The 20,051-nt window shown below is 68.1% G+C and carries 20 protein-coding genes; 13 read left to right on the forward strand and 7 right to left on the reverse strand.

What is annotated here, in order from left to right:
- Positions 1–249: 249 nt before the first annotated feature.
- Together Aple_RS11300 and Aple_RS11305 are read right to left on the reverse strand one after the other, a co-directional pair.
- Positions 250–840, reverse strand: coding sequence for a GNAT family N-acetyltransferase (locus Aple_RS11300; protein ID WP_155344485.1), 591 nt, complete (start codon positions 838–840; stop codon positions 250–252).
- 144 nt (positions 841–984) lie between these two features.
- Positions 985–2,877 (reverse strand): DNRLRE domain-containing protein, encoded by a 1,893-nt coding sequence (locus Aple_RS11305; RefSeq protein ID WP_155344486.1) that lies wholly within the window; start codon positions 2,875–2,877, stop codon positions 985–987.
- A gap of 212 nt (positions 2,878–3,089) precedes the next feature.
- Between Aple_RS11305 and Aple_RS11310 the strand changes: the two genes are divergently transcribed.
- Positions 3,090–3,986 (forward strand): helix-turn-helix domain-containing protein, encoded by an 897-nt coding sequence (locus tag Aple_RS11310; RefSeq protein ID WP_170321400.1) that lies wholly within the window; start codon positions 3,090–3,092, stop codon positions 3,984–3,986.
- Positions 3,987–4,110: 124 nt separating this feature from the next.
- Here the strand turns inward: Aple_RS11310 and Aple_RS11315 are convergent, their stop codons facing one another.
- Together Aple_RS11315 and Aple_RS11320 are read right to left on the reverse strand one after the other, a co-directional pair.
- On the reverse strand, positions 4,111–5,103 hold the full coding sequence (locus tag Aple_RS11315) for a helix-turn-helix domain-containing protein (protein WP_246264366.1): 993 nt from the start codon (positions 5,101–5,103) through the stop codon (positions 4,111–4,113).
- Positions 5,104–5,132: 29 nt separating this feature from the next.
- Entirely contained in the window at positions 5,133–6,095 is a 963-nt protein-coding gene (locus Aple_RS11320; protein WP_155344488.1) for an alpha/beta hydrolase, read from the reverse strand.
- A gap of 233 nt (positions 6,096–6,328) precedes the next feature.
- Here Aple_RS11320 and Aple_RS51945 point away from each other — a divergent pair, with 233 nt between their 5' ends.
- Both Aple_RS51945 and Aple_RS11325 read left to right on the forward strand, forming a co-directional pair.
- Positions 6,329–6,466: a hypothetical protein gene (locus Aple_RS51945; RefSeq protein ID WP_170321401.1), complete on the forward strand. Its 138-nt coding sequence runs from the start codon at positions 6,329–6,331 to the stop codon at positions 6,464–6,466.
- Positions 6,459–7,169, forward strand: coding sequence for a peptidoglycan-binding protein (locus tag Aple_RS11325; protein WP_170321402.1), 711 nt, complete (start codon positions 6,459–6,461; stop codon positions 7,167–7,169). The genes Aple_RS51945 and Aple_RS11325 overlap by 8 nt, the downstream gene beginning before the upstream one ends.
- Before the next feature lie 86 nt (positions 7,170–7,255).
- Here Aple_RS11325 and Aple_RS11330 read toward each other — a convergent pair whose 3' ends face one another.
- Positions 7,256–7,840 (reverse strand): hypothetical protein, encoded by a 585-nt coding sequence (locus Aple_RS11330; RefSeq protein WP_155344490.1) that lies wholly within the window; start codon positions 7,838–7,840, stop codon positions 7,256–7,258.
- 692 nt (positions 7,841–8,532) lie between these two features.
- The gene (locus Aple_RS11335) at positions 8,533–9,651 is read right to left on the reverse strand and encodes a sulfite oxidase (RefSeq protein WP_170321403.1); all 1,119 of its coding nucleotides are present in this window, start codon (positions 9,649–9,651) and stop codon (positions 8,533–8,535) included.
- 185 nt (positions 9,652–9,836) lie between these two features.
- Between Aple_RS11335 and Aple_RS11340 the strand changes: the two genes are divergently transcribed.
- The 5 genes from Aple_RS11340 (at position 9,837) to Aple_RS11360 (ending at position 12,876) form a co-directional block, all read left to right on the forward strand.
- A complete protein-coding gene (locus Aple_RS11340; protein WP_246264368.1) occupies positions 9,837–10,688 on the forward strand; it encodes a hypothetical protein in 852 nt (283 codons plus the stop codon).
- 5 nt (positions 10,689–10,693) lie between these two features.
- Positions 10,694–10,900 (forward strand): hypothetical protein, encoded by a 207-nt coding sequence (locus tag Aple_RS11345; protein WP_155344493.1) that lies wholly within the window; start codon positions 10,694–10,696, stop codon positions 10,898–10,900.
- Between the two features lie 43 nt (positions 10,901–10,943).
- The gene (locus Aple_RS11350; protein ID WP_155344494.1) at positions 10,944–11,330 is read left to right on the forward strand and encodes a hypothetical protein; all 387 of its coding nucleotides are present in this window, start codon (positions 10,944–10,946) and stop codon (positions 11,328–11,330) included.
- Between the two features lie 494 nt (positions 11,331–11,824).
- Entirely contained in the window at positions 11,825–12,241 is a 417-nt protein-coding gene (locus Aple_RS11355) for a hypothetical protein (RefSeq protein ID WP_155344495.1), read from the forward strand.
- 179 nt (positions 12,242–12,420) lie between these two features.
- Entirely contained in the window at positions 12,421–12,876 is a 456-nt protein-coding gene (locus Aple_RS11360; RefSeq protein WP_155344496.1) for a GNAT family N-acetyltransferase, read from the forward strand.
- A gap of 3 nt (positions 12,877–12,879) precedes the next feature.
- Here the strand turns inward: Aple_RS11360 and Aple_RS11365 are convergent, their stop codons facing one another.
- Positions 12,880–13,116, reverse strand: a complete 237-nt coding sequence (locus Aple_RS11365) for a glutaredoxin domain-containing protein (protein WP_155344497.1) — start codon at positions 13,114–13,116, stop codon at positions 12,880–12,882.
- 130 nt (positions 13,117–13,246) lie between these two features.
- Here Aple_RS11365 and Aple_RS11370 point away from each other — a divergent pair, with 130 nt between their 5' ends.
- The 5 genes from Aple_RS11370 to Aple_RS11390 are packed head-to-tail and all read left to right on the forward strand — an operon-like array spanning position 13,247 to position 20,036.
- On the forward strand, positions 13,247–14,872 hold the full coding sequence (locus tag Aple_RS11370; protein ID WP_155344498.1) for an ABC transporter substrate-binding protein: 1,626 nt from the start codon (positions 13,247–13,249) through the stop codon (positions 14,870–14,872).
- On the forward strand, positions 14,845–16,713 hold the full coding sequence (locus Aple_RS11375) for a S9 family peptidase (protein WP_155344499.1): 1,869 nt from the start codon (positions 14,845–14,847) through the stop codon (positions 16,711–16,713). The genes Aple_RS11370 and Aple_RS11375 overlap by 28 nt, the downstream gene beginning before the upstream one ends.
- Positions 16,710–17,666, forward strand: a complete 957-nt coding sequence (locus tag Aple_RS11380) for an ABC transporter permease (protein WP_155344500.1) — start codon at positions 16,710–16,712, stop codon at positions 17,664–17,666. Before Aple_RS11375 ends, Aple_RS11380 begins: the two co-directional genes overlap by 4 nt.
- Positions 17,663–18,487 (forward strand): ABC transporter permease, encoded by an 825-nt coding sequence (locus Aple_RS11385; RefSeq protein ID WP_155344501.1) that lies wholly within the window; start codon positions 17,663–17,665, stop codon positions 18,485–18,487. Before Aple_RS11380 ends, Aple_RS11385 begins: the two co-directional genes overlap by 4 nt.
- A 1-nt stretch (position 18,488) precedes the next feature.
- Positions 18,489–20,036 carry an ABC transporter ATP-binding protein gene (locus Aple_RS11390; RefSeq protein ID WP_155344502.1) on the forward strand — a complete coding sequence of 516 codons (1,548 nt, stop codon included), beginning with the start codon at positions 18,489–18,491 and terminating at the stop codon, positions 20,034–20,036.
- Positions 20,037–20,051: the final 15 nt, after the last annotated feature.

Raw genomic sequence — 20,051 nt, forward strand, 5'->3', positions numbered from 1 at the left:
GAGACGTACGGACTTCAAGCGGCAATTCAGAAGAATTCGGCCGAGAAATCGTGCGGACCGGACGGCGCGGCGGCCCACACTCACAACGCACCTGGTCAGGACGTGAGACCCGCCCGTGACCCGCTACTAGCCCGCCAGCCACTCAGGGCGGCCGGCACCCTCGTCGAGCAGGGCAAGCGCGGCGAGCGGTTGCGTCACAGGATCGACATCGTCGGCAAGCCCCGGCCCACAAGCGTGACAACGGTCCGCTCAGCACGCGAGGCCAGCGTGACCGCCTGCACGGGTGAGCCACTGCTGCCTGGTGATCGCGTACTCGACCTCGCCCAGGTCGCTGCCTGGAAGTGGATCTTCCCACTCCATGAAGAATGTACGGACATGCTCCATGCCGATCGTGGCCATGGTCGCGCGAGAAGCGGTGTTGACCGCCATTGTCTCGGCGAAGACACGGTTCAGGCCAAGGTCTTCGAAACCATGCCGGAGTAGCTCGCGGGCTCCCTCGCTGGCCAGGCCCTGGCGCCAGTGGCGGGGTAGGAGCCGGTAGCCGAGCTCGGCCTGGCCTTCGAGTGGGCCCTGATCGGGGCGCTGCGGCGGTTCCAGGATCCACCAGCCGACGAACGTTCCCTCGACGAAACCGGCCCAGAAACCCAGCCCTGGCACATGGTCGGCGACCGCGAGGCGGTGGCGGTGGAGGAGTTCGACCTTCTCGCGGGTACGGGGACGGCCGTCGCCCAAATAGCGCATGACCTCGGGGTCGGCGTCCAGCTCGACCTCGTGTTCCAGGTGTTCGTCCGCGAGCGGGACCAGCAGGATGCGACCGCTCCGCAACGTCGTCTGAGCCATGGGGAGATTGTCACCGACTCCCCTTCGATGCATCACATCGATCTCAAGGTGACGACTGGGCACGCGCGATGCGTATGAGCGCGAAAGGCCCCATAAGCTGCGCGCGGGAACAAGCTTCGTCCCACGCGCAGCCAGGTAGGTGCGCTATGGCATCCAGGTGATCACGAGCCGCGGTGCGGTCATGCTCTCTCTGGTGCCGAAGGCAATCATTCCGTTCTGACTTTCATCGGACTTCTTGATGAGCCAGCCGAAGTTCGGATTCGTGCCGTCCAGGAATTCGGCCACGTCGGCGGTCACATCGTACTCGATGACACCGGATTGATTGTTGGTGATGATCTGGGTTTCGGTGGGAGGTTCCGCCCACGGATGGACTGATGGGTTGCCGGGCTGGCCCATTTCCCATTCCGCCGCTCCAGTGCAGTTCTTGGCCTGATTGGCGATCTGACCGTCGACGGCGCAGTTCCATGTCGCGCCGGACCCGGTTCCACGATCCGATTCCGTACCATTGCCCTCAGCCCAATCGACCAGCACACGGTGAACGCCGACCGGCCTACCGGAGGAACCCCAATTGTTTCCGTTGTCGGTGATGGTGAGCCGTAGTTTCGCGGCGAGCACCGTTCCGCCGCCGATTTCCGCTTCCATCGCGGCCTGATCGAAGCGCACGACACTGCGATTGTCGCCGCTCGCCCGTACGACCATTAGCGCTGCGCTGCCCTCGTTCTTATTTGCTTGCCCGCTTCGTACATACGTGTCCGCGCTCGCGGTGAACTCACTTGAGAACGGTCCCTCGGACAGTCGCGCCAGCGCCCACGCGTTACTGGCGCCTTCATGCGCGGCACCTGCCACGACAATCTTGCCGTCCTGCTGTTCCGCGATAGCGCTGAGGTTGTCATCGGCGGAGCTCAACGGTATGACGAGCGAGCCGTTCGTGCCGAAAGAGGTGTCGAGGGTGCCATCCGGGTTGAACTGCCTGACGGCACTGTCCTGGGCGCTGCCGGTCCCCTCGTAGCCGGCGACGAGAATCTTTCCGTCGGGGCGGATGGCGAGGGCGTTCGACGAATCGGCGTCGGCTGAGAATGACGTGATTACGCTGCCGCCGCTGCCGAATCCGGTGTCAGGCGCTCCGTTGATGCCATAACGGGCGATATAGGTATCACCAGGTCCAGGGATGACTGCGCCTCCGGTGACGACTATCTTTCCATCTGCCTGCAGCTTGAGATCACGTGCGCCGTTGTGAGTAAGGAAGCTGTCGGTGATACGGCCACCGCTTCCGAATCCTGTATCCAATGTCCCATTCGCGTTGTAACGCAGAAGGAACACATCGTCATGGCCGCTCGCATCGAAGTCGCCGAATACTACGAGTTTTCCGTCAGGCTGGACGGCGATGGCGTTGCCTCGATCGTTGGGTGTCGGTGACGTACTGATCGGAGTGGTTACGAATCCGGAAGAACCGAACCCGAGGTCTGGGGAACCGTCGTTGTGATAGCGGGCGACGGCCACATCATCATGACCGGCGCCAGTGTTCGTATATCCTGTCGCGACGATTTTTCCGTCGGGTTGCCGAGCGATGCCCAGCAGGTTGGACGACATGCCGGAGAACAATGTCGCCGCGATTCCCGACGACCCGAAACCTGTGTCGATCGTCCCGTTCGTGTTGTACCGGGCGACCGTCCAGCGAGCGGTGCCGGTCGGCCGGCTGTAGCCACCGACGAGGATCTTTCCGTCCGGCTGAACGGCCACCGTGTCGAGATTGTCGTCGCCACCGAAGTCGGCCGTAACTATGCCCGCCGTCCCGAACGACGCGTCCAGGGCTCCGTCCGCACCATATCGCGCGATCCGCCAGTCGGTATCGGTTCCATTGAATGCGTTGCCGACCGCGACAATCTTGCCGTCCGCCTGCAACGTCATCCCCCCGAGATATGCGTTTCCTTCGAACGACGTCGTTATCTTTCCGCCGACCCCGAATGTAGGGTCCAGCTCGGCTGCCGCCGCGGTGACGGCTCCGATTCCGGTCAAGGTCATTGACAGCGTGATCATGCTCGCTATCGCCAGCCTGAATGATCTTCGCACCTGATCTCCTAACTTGCCCTCTCGCACCCCGTGGAGGCCAAGAGTGTGGAAGTGATGTGTTGAGCCTGGACCCGAATCACGCTGGTCTGGGCGAAGACCGACCAGGGCGATTCACACAGACCACCCACAGACCACGGCTACTGATCCGTAGCGGCATCGGCAATAATCTGACTCTGACGATGGAGTTGCTGATGATTGACGGCGGATCACCTGAGCAGTTACCCGAACAACGTGTGGGAGCCGCGATGAGGTCGGCCCGCATGTCAGCGAGAATCGGCCTACGCAAAATGGCGAAACTCGTGGGTTACAACTCCCACTCACAACTCCACGAGTATGAGACGGGCAGCAAGATGCCGTCCGATAAGATCGTCAGACTGTACGAACAAGTACTCGGCATCGACGATGAATCTTTGCAGTCGGTGCTCGAAGACGCTCGGATCGAACGGCATGGTGATCCTTTTTCGCGCCGTCGCGCTCATCTGCCGATGAGGCTCGAACCCGCATCGCTGGATCACGCTGCCACGAAGCGCTTTTCGCATGTTTCGGAAGGCTCAGATGAACCCGCTCCCCCGGCTAATCACGTGTTCGTAGCCCGGGCCTTCCGCTGGAAGCGATATGCGCTACTGGTGCTCGTATTGGTAACGGCGACCGTGGCCGTCCTATGGTCTGCTCGGCAGGCAGGCGACCAGGTTCCGCCTGTCGCTGTCGACGGTAGTGATCCCGAGGTACTGGGCTGCGGAAGGGACGCGGAAACCGCGGACAGTGTCAAGATCTTCTATCCTGAGCGCTATCTGGCCGGGTTCTTGGAACTTCGGGCGTCCCGGCACTGCCAGGCCAGTTGGGGAAAGTTCATTCACTCGGACGCACTCCAGCAAACGCCCCCGTTGATTGTCGCGGTAAGCGTCCACCGTCCTGCGGACGGTGCGTCAGCGCCATATGAACATACTTTCGCCGGTCAGGATATCTACGGAAACCTGCTGATGAGCAGCCATACCTGCGTCTATGCTCAAGTTCGGCTGAAACGAGAGCAGTCGATGTCGCCGTTGTATCGAACTGCGTGCCTGGAAATCAGGTGAGCGAGATCTTCGATGGCTTTGGTGCGCCATAGCGAGCCCTGCGAATTGGGCCTGGGTAAAGAATTCGGCCGCACCCCACACCGCGACGAGCGCGTCCCGTGCAGAGCTCGAAGCGTGCGGCGTCTCACGTAGGGGGATGCCGGTGCAGGCGTCTCAGGGCGAAGGCGAGTTGGAGGCGGAGGCGGCCTTGCGGGTCGCGGACGTTCCAGCCGAGGAGGTGTTCCGCGCGGGTGAGGCGGTCCTGGAGGGTCGAGTGGTGGAGGGTGAGGGCGGTGGCGGCCGTGCGGAGGCTTGGTTCCGACGCGGCGGCGTACAGGGTGGACAGCATCCAGGGTGCTGCGGTGGCCGCGTGGTCTAGAGCTCGGACGTCGGGCGCCGGCTCGGTGTCGGCGCCTACCGCGGTGGCCAGGACCATGAGGCCGCCCAGTTCGTCGGCCCGTACCACCCTTGGGCCCGGATCTTGCTCGTCTCCTTCGGCCGCGAACCGGAGCGCGGTCTTGGCCGCCGTCCAGGAGGTGGGAAGGTCGGCCACGCGCCCGACGGTTCCGACTCCCGCCCGCCGCCCAGGGCTGGCGCGCGTGCCGGTGTGTTCGATCGCGGGTGGGGCACCCGCGATGGCCACGGCCCAGACGCCGGTCTCGGGGAGGCGGAGGCGGCGGGCCGCGTGCAGGCGGTCGGCCTCGGTGGCGGTCGGGTCGAGGAGGAGTTCGACCAAGGCGGGGTCGCTGGCCGAGGGGGCCCGGCCGCGGGTGCGTTCCAGGGCGTCGCGGGCGACTCCGGTGGCTCGTTCGAGGACCATCAGGTCGACCGCCCCGGCGGGTCCGGGCCGCTCCAGCCACAGTACGGCGTGCTCGTACCCCAGCGGCGCGTGCAACCAGGCGGGATCGGGCGGGGCCACGGCGTCGTCCCGGCGCCCGTCGCCCAGGACGCGCACGTTCACCCGGTGATCGGGATCGATGAGGCGGGCCGGGCAGCCCGCCAGCACCGCCGCTCCCCGGACGATCGCCTCCAGCCCGGCCCTGGTCGCCACCAGACCGTCGAAGTAGGCGATGACCTGGACGGCGGCGCTGGCGTCCGGGTCGAGCGCGGCCAGCCTGCCGGCAAGCTCTCTCACCATGCCATCCTGCCTCAGCCCGCCAGGTACGACTAGGCGCCGAGGATCCGCCGCAGCCACCTCAGCCGCGCCGCCTTCGCCTCCTGCGAGATCGCGGCCTGCGGCGCCATCATGTCGAACCCGTGGAACCCGCCGGGCCACACGTGCAGCTCGGCCACGCCGCCCGACTGCCAGATGCCGGTGGCGTACGCGACGTCCTCGTCCCGGAAGGTCTCGGCCGAGCCGACGTCGACGAAGGCAGGCGGCAGGCCGGACAGGTCGGCGGCCCGCGCGGGCGCGGCGTACGGGGAGACGTCGGGGCCGCCGCGCCGGTCGCCGAGCAGCGCCGTCCAGCCGGTGTCGTTCGAGGTTCTGTCCCAGACGCCCAGGCCCGCCATCTGGTGGCTGGACACGGTGTCGTTCCTGTCGTCGAGCATCGGGCAGATCAGCAGCTGGCCGATCAGAGCGGGGCCGCCCCGGTCGCGGGCCAGCAGCGCCACGGCCGCCGCGAGGCCGCCGCCCGCGCTCGCGCCCGCGACGATGATCCTCCCTGGGTCGACGCCGATCTCGTCGGCGTGCTTGGCCGTCCACACCAGGCCCGCGTAGCTGTCCTCGACCGGCGCGGGGTGCGGGTGTTCGGGCGCGAGCCGGTACTCCACCGAGACGACCGCCAGCTTCAGCTCCACGACCATGTCGAGCATCTCGGTGGGGATCAGTCGGTTGGTGCCCAGGATCATGCCGCCGCCGTGGATGTTGTAGAGCGCGGGCACCGGTTCCGTCTCGCCCGCCGGGCGCAGGACGAGCAGCGAGATGTCGGGCTCGCCCGCCGGACCGGGGACGGTCAGCTCCGTGACGTCGATCGCGCCGCCGCGGGTGAAGTCCTCCTCCGGCATGAACGGCGCATCGCGCAGCGCGGGCAGCGTCTCCATCGTCAGGGACGGCGGTATGAACTCTGCCATCACGGTCAGCGCGGCGGCCAGCTCGGGGTCGAACGGCGGCGGGGTGGGTACGGTCATGATCGGCTCCTGGATGTCGATGGTGTTACGCGCGGCTGACATCACCGCCTACCAGCATCGTGATCCGGCCCCGCCTCCCGATCGAGCGCCACGCGGCGGAAACCACCCGCCAAATGGCGGAACGTCTCACGGGGCAATCACCCCATCACCGGCAGGCCTCCCGACGCGCTGGGTCCGGAAATGAGTACGGGCCTACTCATGCGCGGACGAAATCGTCAACATCATCGTGAAGTATGACAAGTTCCCCCGAGGGTGATCCGATCCTCCGCTCAGAACCCGGAGACGGCGCGCCCCAGCCGGATGATCCGGACCTGCCGCTGGAAGCCCCCGACTACGACGCGATCGACCGGGAGGTGGCCGCCCATGCCTAAGGCCAGCGACCTGCTCAAGATGATGGCCGCCTTCGAAGGATACCGAGAGGGGCGCAGCCAGTCCCTTTTCGGCCGCCGGTACGGCATCCGCCACCGTGCCCCCATATTCAGCGGAGCCAAATGGTGTGACATGTTCCTCGCCGAGTGCGCGCTCCTGGCGGGCGGCAAGGACATGCTCACGATCGTGGGCGATTTCGCCTTCACGCCCTCCCACGCCAACTGGTTCAAGGAGAACGGACGCTGGCACAAGGGAGCCGCCGGTATTCGCGCGGGAGACGTGGTGTTCTTCGACTTCCCCGACTCCGAGCCGGGAATCCAGCACGTCGGCGTGGTGGAGAAGGTGCGCTCCGGCACGACGATCCAGACGATCGAAGGCAATACGTCAAACGTCGTGGCGCGCCGCTCGCGCAACCTGCGTCACGTCGTCGGGTACGGCAGGCCCGCCTACAACGGCACGTCCTCGCCGTCCCGTGTCCCGTCCTTCCCGAATTCGGTGACGGCGGGACTCATCGGCGAACTGGACGTGCGCAGCGTGCAAGAACTGCTGATCCAGCACGGCTTCGGCGTCGGCCCTGACGGCGCCGACGGCGACTTCGGGCCGAACACCCGCCGGGCGCTGCGGAAGTTCCAGCACGCGCACAATCTGCCGGAGACCGATCTCCCAGATGACAAAACCTGGCAGGAACTCTGGCTCGCCTGGTGAGCGATCCGCGTCGCCGGCAAAAATCCCCACTCGACCTCGGCCGTTCAGTGAAGTACGGCGGAGTTGCCAGGACTTCAAAACCAGCATCAGGGCTGCGCTGCGCTTGTTGCGGAACCGCCTCCCTCTGGCCTCTCTGAAACTAGCGCTCGTCCGCCTCGTCTCCTGCGGGCCTTACTACTCGACCTGAGCTCAGCGTGATCTGGCGCCATATCTTTTATCTTTTGCTCTACCTCACCCGCGAATGCTGCTGCTAGCTTCTCGGACTCTGCGCTGGAAGCCCCCCACTGGACGACAGCAAGCTGAAGCGCTGTCCGATAGATCTTCAGCACCGCTTCGATGTCCTTGACCTTGGCTTCGGCATCCAGGAGCTTCGCGCGCAGGGCTTCTTCCGATCTCCCAGGGGGAATCGCTGAGGAAGATTGCGCCCCAGTCTCGGTGCCTACAGCAGAAAGCGCCATCTCATCGGGGAGCTTAGTTGTGTCCCGCGAACGACCAGTCAGCAGCATGAGGAAGGTCTCCATCAGATAAACCCGCCTCCGAAACGTGTCGCCCTCCCGGCTCGACATCAAGGCCGCCAGCGCCAGGATCACGAGAACGAGAACAGGAAGAGAGGCGATGAAGCCAAGAACTCCAGCTGCGCTTGGTAGGGCATAGCCTTTGAGGATCATCACGGATCCGAGCCCAGCGCCCCCGAGGCCCAAGACGAGGCCCACCCTCCGCCCCGTGGTGCCGATTGCCCTCGGCCAGAGCCTCTCCCACCTGGCAGCGGCAGCGTGCTGTGCAGGCCTCGCATTCCGTTGCCCGGATTTGGCAGCGGGAGTCCTTTCAAGCGCTGACCTGGTCCGCCTTCTCCGACTCCCCGACATTAGAGTCCCCGGCAGGAGTAAGTCGGATCATTGACTCCATTATTAACGATCATCGTTTCCTGCCTTCTACGCTGAAGGTCGAACTTGGGATCACCAATCCACCTGATCGCAATCCCCACAAGGAAGATCTATCACAGCGGCAGCAGGAGGCCAATCCGTCCCCGCCGTGACAATCCTTTGAGAAGAAAGCTACGACCTTCTGCGATAGATCAGGGCCACCGGGAACCCGAATTAGCCGTGATCCAATAGGCATAGCCGACGCCCTTCCCCGTCGAACCGACGTTTACTCTGCTTGAAGGGGAAGCGAAATGTCGATGTTCGCAACAACTAGACACATTTCGACATCACTTTAAGTTATGATGCATAACACTCAGCAATAGGGTGCCGGATCGATCTACAACCTGTGATGTTTGTCACATTTTTGCATCGAGGATGGGCGCTTGATCCGCCAGTATGCGGCAGCTTTCGTTCGCTTGTTCTCCGAGCCCTATACGGCCTCAAGGCGTGGATTCGACTCGGATGGGGTGGGACAGCACCGGGTGATAGAGGTAGCCGAGGTCATTCCAGGGGACGGTGTCGGGCTGGGTACGGCCATGATCGTCGGTGGCGCGTACCCGGACGATGTGATCGCCGGGCTCTGGGTCCCAGCTGAACTGCCAGCGGACCCACGCCGCCGGTATCTCCGCCGGAGCCAGTGACGCCTCCTGCCAAGGGCCCTCGTCGATGCGATATTCGACCGTCGTGACCCGGTTCTCCCCCGCGAACGCACGCCCCCGGATGACTTGCGGCACCGGCCGCAGCCGTGCCGGCCAGGGCAGTTCCACCAGGCTCGCCACCGGTAGGCCGGTGATCGGCATACCAGGTGAGGGCGCCTGCGGAGGGTAGTCCGGGCCGATCAGCACGTAGTCTTCGGTGTTCCACGGAACGTGCAAGGGCTGTTCGGAGACTTCGATCCGGCCCACCCATTTGATGCTGGCCGCGCCGAGCCATCCGGACACCACGATCCGTGCCGGGTATCCATGATCGGGCGGCAGCGTCTCGCCGTTCATGGCCAGCGCGAGCAGGGTGTCGTCGGCGAGCGCCTTGGCCAGCGGCATGGGGCGGCGGGCATGGATCTCGTCGAGGGACTCCGGCATCACCTCGCACGCGTCCGGCGTGATCCCGGCGGGTTCGAGCAGGTCGCGCAACCGGACGCCGGTCCATTCCGCGGTGCCGATCGCACCGCGTCCCCACTGGGTGCCGTCGAACTTGTGTCCGTGCTCCTCGCCAAACAGCATCCGGCGGTTACCGGCGCACTCGATTGTGCGGATCATTGAGACCATCGGCATTTTCCACAGGTCGGCGTAGGTGTAGGTGATCGGTTCGCGTACCCCACGTCCTTCGATCCGGAGCAGCCATCTCTCCGCGTCCAGATGAGGAGTCGGTGCGTGACTGCGAAGGAAGAAACGATCGATCGGGGTGATGTAGCCAGGCATGCGGTCCGGCCGGATCCCGTAGTCCAGACCGGTCCCGGTGTCCTCCATGAGCTCGGAGGGAGTTGGTTTGACGACCTTGCGTTCCCTGACCGCCTCACGTGAGGGATAACCAGGCTCGCTCCCGTACAGGGCCCCACTCAAGGCGTGTCGCCTCCTACGGCTCGCTTGAGCCTCTTCATGAGTCCCCAGCTGGGACACTATTTTTGTCATCGTGCCATAGCAGGTTACGGATGCCCTGAACCGGTCCTCTGCGCCGGTGGGAGGCCGCGACGATCCGCTGGAGAAATCGGATGCTTCGGACTGGCAGGTTCCGTAACCATGGTTCGGTGACGACCCCGTACCGGCCGTTCCGGTGGGATCTGGTCCGCCGTGATCAGCTCGGCACGCTCCTGGATGGCCAAGAAGTCGCGCTGGACTTTCTGGAGCCGTTGATCGAGTGCGCGGCCAAGGTCCTGGCCCGCAGCGGCGATGGCGACCTGTATTTCGTCGGCCGCTCCGCCGACAGCATCTTCGACGTGCTCTCCGGCGCGCTGTCCGGCACCTCTCGCTCTGACCGGGTCTGCCTGCTGCCGTTCTCCTACCGGTTCGAGGAACCGCTGCTCGTACACGAGGTCCGGCAGTTGCGGATCAACCTGGAGGCGATGGGCATCAGCCCGTACGGCCTGGCCCGCCGTGCGCGCCCGATCGTCTTCGCCGACCTGGTCTACGGGGGCCACACCTTCACCCATTTGTACGGTTTCCTACGCGACTGGATCGCCGACGAACACGAGACATGGGATGTCATTCGGCTGAAGCTGCGCTTTCTGGGCGTCACCGCACGCAAGAAGACCAGCCCCAGCACTTGGCGCTGGTGGCAGGACGCCGACTGGACCGATGAACTGCCCCGCAGCGCCATCACCAACGTGTCCATACCCGGCACCCTGTGGAACTACCTCGGCAACTCCCAGGAGAAGATCGCACCGTCCTTCCGACGTACCCTCTGGGCTGACGAGACCGTCACCGCACCTCGGCACAGCGAGAAGGTCGCCCACGCCCTGGCCGAGGCTGTCGCCTACGTTGAGCAGGGCCGAAGCCATCCGACCCGGACAGCGATAGCGCGCCATCTGGCCAGCGAACCCACCTTCGCTCAACCCTGGCTACGGACGCTCGCCCTGGAACTCCGTAAAGGATCACCATGACACCGATGCTGCTGCTGGACGTGGACGGCGTGCTCAACCCATCACGCCGTTCGTCGCTCGCGTGGCGGCGCTACACCGGCATCGTGGATGGAGAGCCGTACAAGATCTTGCTCGACCCACGCCACGGCCCGCACCGGGCTGCCCCGCCTGCCCATCATTCCCGTCGACGACTTCCTCTTGATCCACGTCGACGCCAGATTCGCCGACCGTGACGGTCCCCCCTCCTCAGGGGAGGCCGCTGGATAGGATGGACCGATGGCGACAAACTATCGGCCGATCACGCTCAGCGAGCTGGCCGGGCATCTCGCCGTGGCCACCAACGACAAGATCCGGTGGAAACTCGTCTGGGAGTTCCTGGAGGAATACCGCTGGGAGCCCGCCGCAGCGCAACCGGCACTGCTGAAGGACGAGCCAAGCCTGATCGGCGACGAACGCTGGGACACCCTCCTCGCGGCACTCGCCGAGCACCTGGCCGCCCAACACGACCTCGCGCCTCCGGCATGGGCCGACGGCAGAGTCCTACGCCGTGCCTGGTTTCCCGCAGAACTGGCTGTCCAGCGAGCCGACGCCATCGCATGGGCGCCCGCCGCCTTCCGCAAGCACGGTGTCTACCTCTCGATCAAGGATCTGGAAGCAGCATGACCGAACCCGCCAGCACCATCGGAGTAACGGTCAGTCTACGCCCACCCGCCAAGCGGCCCGATGGAGATCGATGATCTCCTGATCTCGAGGCCGCCCCGCCGCCTCAGACGGCGATTCGTCCTCCACGTCACCCGCTCCGCACACGAAGGCCCAGGTCAAGGTGCGAGTCGCCGATCGATGGCGGCAATCAGGGTCGGGGGAGAAAGCCGGTCTCGCGCGCATTCTGATAGGCCAGGGTCAGCTGTTGCGCTCAGCCCACTCCGCCCGCGTCTGCATCGGCACCGGTCATGCTCTTCCCGGCGACCCGACCGTGTATCTCAAGGCACCCTGGCCGCCACTCCGCTTACTTATCGCTTACGCGTTTGCCAGGAAGTGGAATGGATTTCCACAGAGTCGCGCAAGGCGGCGTCAATATGTTTAATCCCCAGCGGCAGGCTTTGCAGATGAAATCACCGGGATTTCAGAAGGCCGCCGCGGATCGGGGGTTCAATATCATGCGTTTCGCCAAGCCTCTCATCGCAGGTGTCCTCAGCGCGAGCCTGATCGCCGTGCCGTTCGCGGGTGCGTCGCTCGCGGACACGGCCACGTACCGGCCGCCCGTGGCTTCGGCGGTCCAGCAGAAGGACCGGCACCCGGAGGTCTCGGTCAGCGACGACCAGGTAGCGTCCGGGGACTCCTACACGGTCACCGTCGAGACCAAAGGCGTGCGGCACGCCGGCACCGCCACCATCACCGGCCTGAACGGCAGGACGTACACGGTCCGGCTGCGGAACGGCCGCGCCACCAAGACCCTGACCGTCCCCGAGGGCATCCGGCCGGGCACGTACCAGGTCCACGCCACGGTCGACGGCAGGAGTGCCTCCGCGTCGATCAACGTTACGCGGGCCGCCAGGCGCGACGACCGTCACTAGGACGACGGGACCGGCAGGACACTCGCACACCCGCCCTGGAACTCGGCGTGCAGGTGGTGGCCAGGTTGGCCACCACCTGCACGCGATTCCTCCTCCTGCGAACGTGGGTGTCCGGCCGGGCCCTACGCCGACTAAGTACCATGACATGGCATCTGCGGCGCCGACGGAACGGGAGCAAAGTGAAGATCGCAGTAGACGACCTTTCCGGGCCGGAGATCGCCGAGTTCCTCAACGAGCACATCCAGGAGATGCGGTCCATCACGCCCCTGGAGAGTAAGCACGCCCTCGATCTCGACGGGCTCCGCAAGCCCGAGATCACCTTCTGGTCAGTCATGGACGGTGACACCCTGGTGGGCTGCGGTGCGATCAAGAGACTGGACACGGACCACGCCGAGGTGAAGTCGATGCGCACCAGGCCGGTGCGCAAGCGGAGCGGGATCGCATCCCTGTTGCTGGAGCACATCATCACCGAGGCCAGGCGCATGGGTTTCACCCGGCTTAGCCTCGAGACCGGCTCGGATGATTTCTTCCTGCCCGCCAGGAAGCTGTACGAGAAATTCGGGTTCGATTACTGCGAACCCTTTGCGGACTACCGGCTCGACCCGTACAGCGCGTTCATGACAAGGTCGCTCTGAAAGTCATCCGCCGCGCAGCCGGGAGCGCACGTCCTCGAGGCTCGGGTTGACCAGGGCTGAGCCGTCAGGGAAGACGACGGTGGGGATGAGCCAGGAGCCGCCGTTCAGCTCGCTGATGAGCTCGACGGCGCCGGGCGTGCTGTCCACGTCCACCTCCGTGTAGGCGATGCCCGCTTCGCTGAGCCGCGCCTTGAGCCGGTGGCAGTGCCCGCACCAGCGGGCGCCATAGATCGTGATCATTTATTTCCTATTCGGGCGGGGGGTTTGACCGGTGGCGACACGACCGAATACTCTCATGAGCCAAGTGGATTCTACCGGTAGACACCGCAGCTAGGCAGGTTGATCCGGTCGCGTGAAAGTAGGTCCTCGGGTGGCCGATCTCCCTGTGTCCCGGCGTTCCCTTCTGCGCTCCACCGCCCTCATGGGTGGTCTCGCCGCGCTTCCCGGCCTGCTGGCAGCCTGTGGCGGTACCACGCAGCCGAACTCCCAGAGCGAGCCCGCCAAGAGCCTCGACGTGCTGCGCGTCGCCCTGCCCTCCTCCCTCGGCTCGCTGGATGCGAGCAAGGAGGCCGGAATCATGAACTACGTGGTCGCCCTCCTCGTGCAGGAGGCCCTGGTCGGCGTCGGCCAGGACGGCGGTCTCCAGCCGTCCCTGGCCGAGTCGTGGACGAGGAGGGACCCCACCACGTACGTCTACACGCTGCGCGCCGGGGTCACGTTCTCCGACGGCAGCCCGATGACCGCCGATGACGTCGTCGCCAGCCTCAACCTGCACGCCAAGAAGGGCTCCACCACCGCCTTCGCCTACGCCTACGCCAACGTGGCGTCCGTCGAGGCGACCGGCCCCGCGGAGATCACGATCAGGCTGAAGAGTCCCGACGCCTCCTTCGCCTGGACGCCCTCCCCGGGCACCCTCCTGGTGACCAGCAGGAAGTTCATCGAGGCCACCGGCGAGAAGATCGGCACGCCCGAGGGCAAGCTGCTCGGCACCGGGCCCTACAAGGTGGCGGAGTTCGCGCCCGACTCGCACGTCACGCTGGAGCGCAACGACGGCTGGTGGGGCGGCAGGGCGCCGTACGGGCAGATCAAGATCGACTTCATCCCGGAGGAGTCCACCCGGCTGCTGGCCATGCGCGGCGACTCGGTGGACGTCGCGCTGAACGTTCCCGCCGAGCAGATCGACCAGTGGAAGTCCCTCTCCGGCGTCCAGCTCATGACCGCGGGCGACCGCTCCCTGGTCACGCTGGCCTTCAACACCGCCAAGAAGCCCTGGAACGACGTTCACGTCCGCAGGGCCGTCGCGCACGCCGTGGACCGCGAGGGCATCGTCAGGAGCGTCCTGCGCGGCCACGGCAAGGTCGCCACCACCATCCCCGACCCCGCCCAGTGGGGCGGCGTCCTGGACCAGGCCGGGGTGACCAGCCTGTACGCGAGCATCCCGCAGGTCGGCTTCGACCTGGCCATGGCCAAGGCGGAGCTGGCGCAGTCGGCCACCCCCCAGGGGTTCGGCGACACGCTCACCTACCCCAGCAGCGGCCCCCAGCTCGGCCGGGCCGCGCTCACCCTCGCCGAGAACCTCAGCCAGATCGGCATCACGCTGGAGGTCAAGGAGGTGCCGCTGGAGCAGTGGATCGCCGACCTCGGCAAGCACGCCTCCGGCATCTACCTGGGCTGGTACTTCGCCACCACCGGCGACCCGGCCGAGTACGTCCAGCAGCTCCTGCACGGCTCGGCCACCGGTGCGAACGGCACCAACATCGCCGAGTACGACAACCCCGAGGTCACCAAGCTCCTCGACGACGCCAAGGCGAGCACGGACGACGCGGCCAGGGGCAGGCTGCTCGGCGAGGCCCTGGTGAAGTCCGCCGCCGACGTGCCCTACCAGCCGCTGTGGTGGGGCGAGGCGGCCACCGCCTTCGGCAGGAACGTCACGGCCGGGGGGTTCGGGCCCTACTTCTTCGTCGGCCCGTGGGCGACCGAGATCGCGGCCCGTTGATGGCCGGACCGCTGGAGGTCCACGACGCGCTGGCCGGGCTGCGCGTCCCCGAGTCGGTGGCGCTGCACCCGGACGGCGAGCACGTGGCCTGCGTCATCGACGGCCTCGCCCACGTGCTGGGCCCGGACGGCGGGCTGCGGCCGGTGCCCGGCCCGGGCCCGTACACCCTCACCCGCTGGCTCCCTGACGGAGGGCTGCTCCTGGCCGCGGGCGGCGACCACATCGAGGTCAGGGATGCCGGCCTCGGCCTGGCCTGGCAGGCGCGGGTGGACGGCGAGATCGAAGACCTCATCCCCGGCGGCGACGGCACGGTCCTGGTCCGGCTGGCCGACCCGGGCAGCGAGCGCGACGGCAGCCACCTGGGGCTGCGCGTGCCCGACCCGTCCGACCCGTTCGTGCTCGCGCCGGGGAACCGGTTACGGCGGCTGGCCTGGCTCGCCGTCGGCGGCGACACCGCGCCGCGCGCCATCCCGCTGCCCGGCCGGACGGTCTGGGACGCCGACTGGCGCGAGGGCCGCGTGCTGGCCGTGACCTCCGACGACGAGACCCCGGCCGGGTACTACCGCCCCCGCCTCGACCTGGTCGACGGCGGCGCGGTCCGCACCCTGTACCGCAGCCGCTGGCAGCTCAACCGGCCCAGGCTCGCCCCCGGCGGCCGGTACGCGGTCGCCGTCGAGGGCCTGTCCATCGTCTCGGGCCGCGTGCTCCGCGCCGACCTGGACACGGGCGCGATCGAGCCCCTGGGCGACCTGGACGACGTCACCGACCTCGGCTGGCTCGACGCCGAGACGCTCTGGTTCGCCGGCTGGGCCGGCACCGGCGTGCACGGCGGCCTGCTCGGCGCGGCCGACGGGCAGGTGCTCAGCCGCTGGACCGCCCGGGGCACGCTGAGCGGGCGCGACGGCCAGCCTTCCCTGTCGGTGGCCGGCCCGCTGGCCGCCGCCTGCTGGGAGACGACCGGCCGGCCGCCCGAGATCGCCGTCGCCGCGGTCAAGGACGGCGACTGGCGTCCGCGGACCGCGCTCAACGCCCGGCTCGCCCACCTGGCCGTCGAGCAGCGGGAGATCACCTGGACCTCCTCCGACGGCCTGCCGGTCTCCGGTCTGCTCCTCACCGCACCCGGCGGGGACGGGCCGCGCCCCCTGGTGACGATCGCGCACGGCGGGCCGACCTGGCTGTGGTCCAGCGCGTTCGCGCCCGGCGAGTTCAACCGGCTCGCCGTGCCGCTCGCCCACGCCGGAGCCGCCGTCCTGCTGCCCAACCCGCGCGGCAGCAGCGGCCGCGGCCAGGACTACGCCCGCGCCGTCATCGGCCGGCTCGGCGCGGAGGACTTGGCCGACCTGCTCGCCGGGGTGGACCACCTGGTCGAGACCGGCGTCGCCGACCCCGGCCGGCTCGCCGTCATGGGACTCAGCTACGGCGGCTACCTGACCGCGTGGGCCACCACCCAGACCCGCATGTTCCGCGCCGCGGTCGTCATGTCCGGAGTATCGGACTGGTTGAGCTTCGCCACCGCCAGCAACCTCGCGACCGGCTTCGACCCGCTCTACCACGCGGGAGCCGACCCGTTCACCCCCAGCGGGCGCGAGCGCCTGGCCGCCCGCTCCCCGATCTACCACGCCGCGGGCTCCGGCACCCCGACCCTCATCCTGCACGGCGACCGCGACCGCACCACCCCGCTCGGCCAGGCCGAGCAGCTCTACCGCGCATACACCACGGCGGGCGTGCGCACCCAGCTCGTCGTCTACCCTCGGGAAGGCCACGAACTGGTCGAACCCGCCCACCGCAGGGACGCGGCCGAACGCGTGATCGGCTGGCTGACGGAGAGCGGGGTGCTGTGAAGGGCTGGCGTGCCTTCCTGCTGCGCCGGCTCGCCGGCACCGCCGCCGTCGTGCTCCTGCTCTCGATCGGCGTGTTCGGCCTGCTCTATCTGGCCCCCGGCTCGGTGCAGCAGACCCTGCTCGGCATCCGCCCGGCCACCGCCGAGACCATCGCCGCCGTCCAGGCCCGCTACCACCTCAACGACCCCGTCGCCGTCCAGTACCTGCGCTGGCTCGGCGGCGTGCTCCGCGGCGACCTGGGCACCTCGATCAGGACCGGCGTCCCCGTCGCCGACATGCTCGGCCTGCGGTTGCCGCTCACGCTCGCCCTCACCGGCTACGGCACCCTGCTCGCCGCGCTGGCCGGGGTCCCCCTTGGCGTGCTGGGCGCGCTACGCCGCGGCCGGGCCGCCGACCGGCTGGTGGTGACCGCCGGGGTCGTGGGACTGTCCGCGCCGCCGTTCGCCGTCGGGCTGCTGCTGCTCGTGGTGTTCGCGCTGGGGCTCGGCTGGTTCCCCGTCTACGGCGCCGGGGAAGGGCTCGCCGACCAGGCCTGGCATCTCACCCTCCCCGCCGCCGCGCTCGCCGTCGGCGCGGTGGGCATGCTCGTCCGCTTCAGCAGGGCCGCCCTGGTACGCGAGCTGGAGCAGGACTACGTGGTGTTCGCGCGGGCCCGTGGCCTCGCCGGCCCCGTCGTGCTCGGCTACGCCCTGCGCAACTCGCTCGTGCCGATCCTCACCGCGGCCGGGCTCATCGTGACCGGCATGCTCGCCGGAACGGTGCTGGTGGAGGTCACCTTCGCGCTGCCGGGGCTGGGGTCGCTGCTGGTCGAGTCGGTGACGTTCAAGGACGTGCCGGTCGTGCAGGCGCTCGCGCTGCTGCTCACCCTGCTCATCGCCGCGGTCAACCTGCTGGTGGACGTCGGCTACTCGCTCGTGGACCCGCGGGTCCGGCTCGGCGGAGGCCCCTCATGAGGCGGCTCGTGAGGCGGCCACCGCTGTTCGTACTCGCCGCGCTGGCCGTGCTGGCCGGCGCGGGGATCGCCGCCGCGTTCGCGCCCTGGCTGGTGCCCGGGGCCACCGCGCAGGACCTCATGACCGGCATCATCGGCCCCGGACCCGGCCACCCCCTCGGCACCGACGACCTCGGCCGCGACGTGCTCCAGCTCCTCATCGCCGGAGCCCGCACCGCGGTCCCCGGCGCGCTCACCGTCGCCGTCGGCTCCATGGTCATCGGCAACCTCCTCGGCCTGGCGGCGGGATACCTCGGCGGCTGGGTGGACGCCTTGACCATGCGCTGGGCCGACCTGATGTTCTCGCTGCCCGCCCTGCTGGTCGCCATCGTCGTCGCCGGTGTGCTGGGCGGCGGCTACGTGCTGGCCATCGCGGTGCTCGTCGTACTGTTCGCCCCCACCGACACCCGGGCCGTGCGCGGCGCGGTGCTGGAGCAGCGCCACCGCCCCTACGTCGAGGCGGCCCTGCTGAAGAACCTCTCCTCCTGGCGCATCATGACCAGGCACATCTGGCCGAACGTCGCCCCGGTCACGCTCGCCTCGGCCTTCGTCAACTTCGCGTACGCGCTGGTGTCGCTGTCATCGCTGTCGTTCCTCGGGCTCGGGGTCCCCGCCGGATCGCCCGACTGGGGCCGCACGCTGGCCGACAACCGCACCCAGCTCATCGCCAACCCCTGGGCGGTCATCGCCCCCGGCCTGGCCATCATGGCCACCGCCGCCGCGCTCAACGTGGTCGGCGACTGGCTGCACGAGCGCGTCGACCGGCGCGGAAGGGCACGCTGACATGCTGCACATCGACGGGCTGACGGTACGGCAGCCGGCGACCGGCCGCACGCTGGTGTCCGGCGTGTCGTTCGAGGCCGGGCCGGGCGAGTCGGTGGCCATCGTGGGCGAATCGGGCTCCGGCAAGTCGCTGACCGTCCGGGCAGTGCTGGGGCTGCTGCCGTCGGGGCTGGTCGCCGAGGGCGAGGTACGCATCGCCGGGCAGCGGGTGAACGGCGACCCGCGCGCCCTGCGCCGCCTGCGCGGCGGCACCGTGTCGCTGCTCATGCAGGACCCGTTCACGCTGCTCAACCCCCTGCGCAAGGTGGGCAGGCAGATCGCCGACGGCCTGCCGAGGGGTGCCGGCCGCACGACCGAAGTGCCCAGGCTGCTGACGGAGGTCGGGTTGGGCGCCGACGTGGCCGGGCGTTACCCGTTCCAGCTCTCCGGCGGCCAGCGGCAGCGGGTCGGGCTGGCCGCCGCGCTCGCCGCGGCCCCGCGCGTCCTGCTCGCCGACGAGCCCACCACCGCACTCGACGCCACCACCCAGCGCGAGGTGCTGGCCCTCATCCGCCGCATCCAGCGCGAACGGGACATGACATTCCTGCTCATCACGCACGACCTGCGGGTGGCGTTCTCCATGTGCGAGCGGGTCGTCGTCATGTACGCGGGCCGCGTCGTCGAAGTGGGGCGGGCAGCGGACCTGCGTGCGGAGCAGCGGCACCCGTACACCAGGGCGCTGCTCTCCGCCGAGCCGCCCGCCGACCGCCGCCTGGCGGCCATCCCGTCCGTACGTGCCGCGGCCGAGCCGGTGCTCGACATGCGCGACCTGCGCAAGACCTACCCGAGAGGCTCCCGGCCCGCGCTGGCGGGCGTGGGGCTCACCGTCGCGCCCGGCGAGATCGTGGCCGTGGTCGGCGAGTCGGGCTCGGGCAAGACCACGCTGGCCCGCTGCGTGACCGGCCTGGAACGGCCGGACGCGGGCACGATCCTGCTCGCCGGCCAGGACTGCTCCGACTACACCCGCATGCCCCGCCACCAGGTGCGCTGGGCCCGCCGCACCGCACAAATGATCTTCCAGGACCCGTACTCGACGCTCAACCCGGCCCGCACCGTCGGCGCCACCCTCAAAGAGGCCCTGGCCGCGGACGGCCGCCCCGCCGACGTGGCCGGGCTGCTGGAGCTGGTGGGGCTCGACCCCGCCCTGGCCCGGCTACGGCCGGCGCACCTGTCGGGCGGCGAACGCCAGCGCGTCGCCATCGCCCGGGCGGTGGCCGGCGAGCCCCGGCTCCTGATCTGCGACGAACCGGTATCCGCGCTGGACGTCTCCGTCCAGGCCCAGATCCTCACCCTCCTGGCCGGCCTGCGCGAGCGCCTGTCGATGGGCATGCTGTTCATCACCCACGACCTGGCCGTGGTGCGGCAGCTCGCCGACCGCCTGTACGTCCTCCGGGCCGGCGAGTGCGTCGAGACCGGCCCCGTGGACCGCGTCCTGGACGCCCCCGCTCACCCCTACACGCGCGAACTCCTGGCCAGCGTGCCCGACGGCTCGGCCCGCTGGCCCGGCTAGTCCTCGGAGAAGGAG

Origin of the sequence: Acrocarpospora pleiomorpha (assembly GCF_009687885.1) — a bacterium.
Lineage (GTDB): Bacteria > Actinomycetota > Actinomycetes > Streptosporangiales > Streptosporangiaceae > Acrocarpospora > Acrocarpospora pleiomorpha.

Coding starts and splice junctions, on each gene's coding strand:
- Aple_RS11385 (WP_155344501.1), top strand. CDS start 17,663: ATGAGGCGGCTCGTGAGGCGGCCACCGCTGTTCGTACTCGCCGCGCTG.
- Aple_RS11355 (WP_155344495.1), top strand. CDS start 11,825: ATGCGTTTCGCCAAGCCTCTCATCGCAGGTGTCCTCAGCGCGAGCCTG.
- Aple_RS11305 (WP_155344486.1), bottom strand. CDS start 2,877: ATGATCACGCTGTCAATGACCTTGACCGGAATCGGAGCCGTCACCGCG.
- Aple_RS11350 (WP_155344494.1), top strand. CDS start 10,944: ATGGCGACAAACTATCGGCCGATCACGCTCAGCGAGCTGGCCGGGCAT.
- Aple_RS11300 (WP_155344485.1), bottom strand. CDS start 840: ATGGCTCAGACGACGTTGCGGAGCGGTCGCATCCTGCTGGTCCCGCTC.
- Aple_RS11325 (WP_170321402.1), top strand. CDS start 6,459: ATGCCTAAGGCCAGCGACCTGCTCAAGATGATGGCCGCCTTCGAAGGA.
- Aple_RS51945 (WP_170321401.1), top strand. CDS start 6,329: ATGACAAGTTCCCCCGAGGGTGATCCGATCCTCCGCTCAGAACCCGGA.
- Aple_RS11310 (WP_170321400.1), top strand. CDS start 3,090: ATGGAGTTGCTGATGATTGACGGCGGATCACCTGAGCAGTTACCCGAA.
- Aple_RS11390 (WP_155344502.1), top strand. CDS start 18,489: ATGCTGCACATCGACGGGCTGACGGTACGGCAGCCGGCGACCGGCCGC.
- Aple_RS11315 (WP_246264366.1), bottom strand. CDS start 5,103: ATGGTGAGAGAGCTTGCCGGCAGGCTGGCCGCGCTCGACCCGGACGCC.
- Aple_RS11320 (WP_155344488.1), bottom strand. CDS start 6,095: ATGACCGTACCCACCCCGCCGCCGTTCGACCCCGAGCTGGCCGCCGCG.
- Aple_RS11345 (WP_155344493.1), top strand. CDS start 10,694: ATGCTGCTGCTGGACGTGGACGGCGTGCTCAACCCATCACGCCGTTCG.
- Aple_RS11365 (WP_155344497.1), bottom strand. CDS start 13,116: ATGATCACGATCTATGGCGCCCGCTGGTGCGGGCACTGCCACCGGCTC.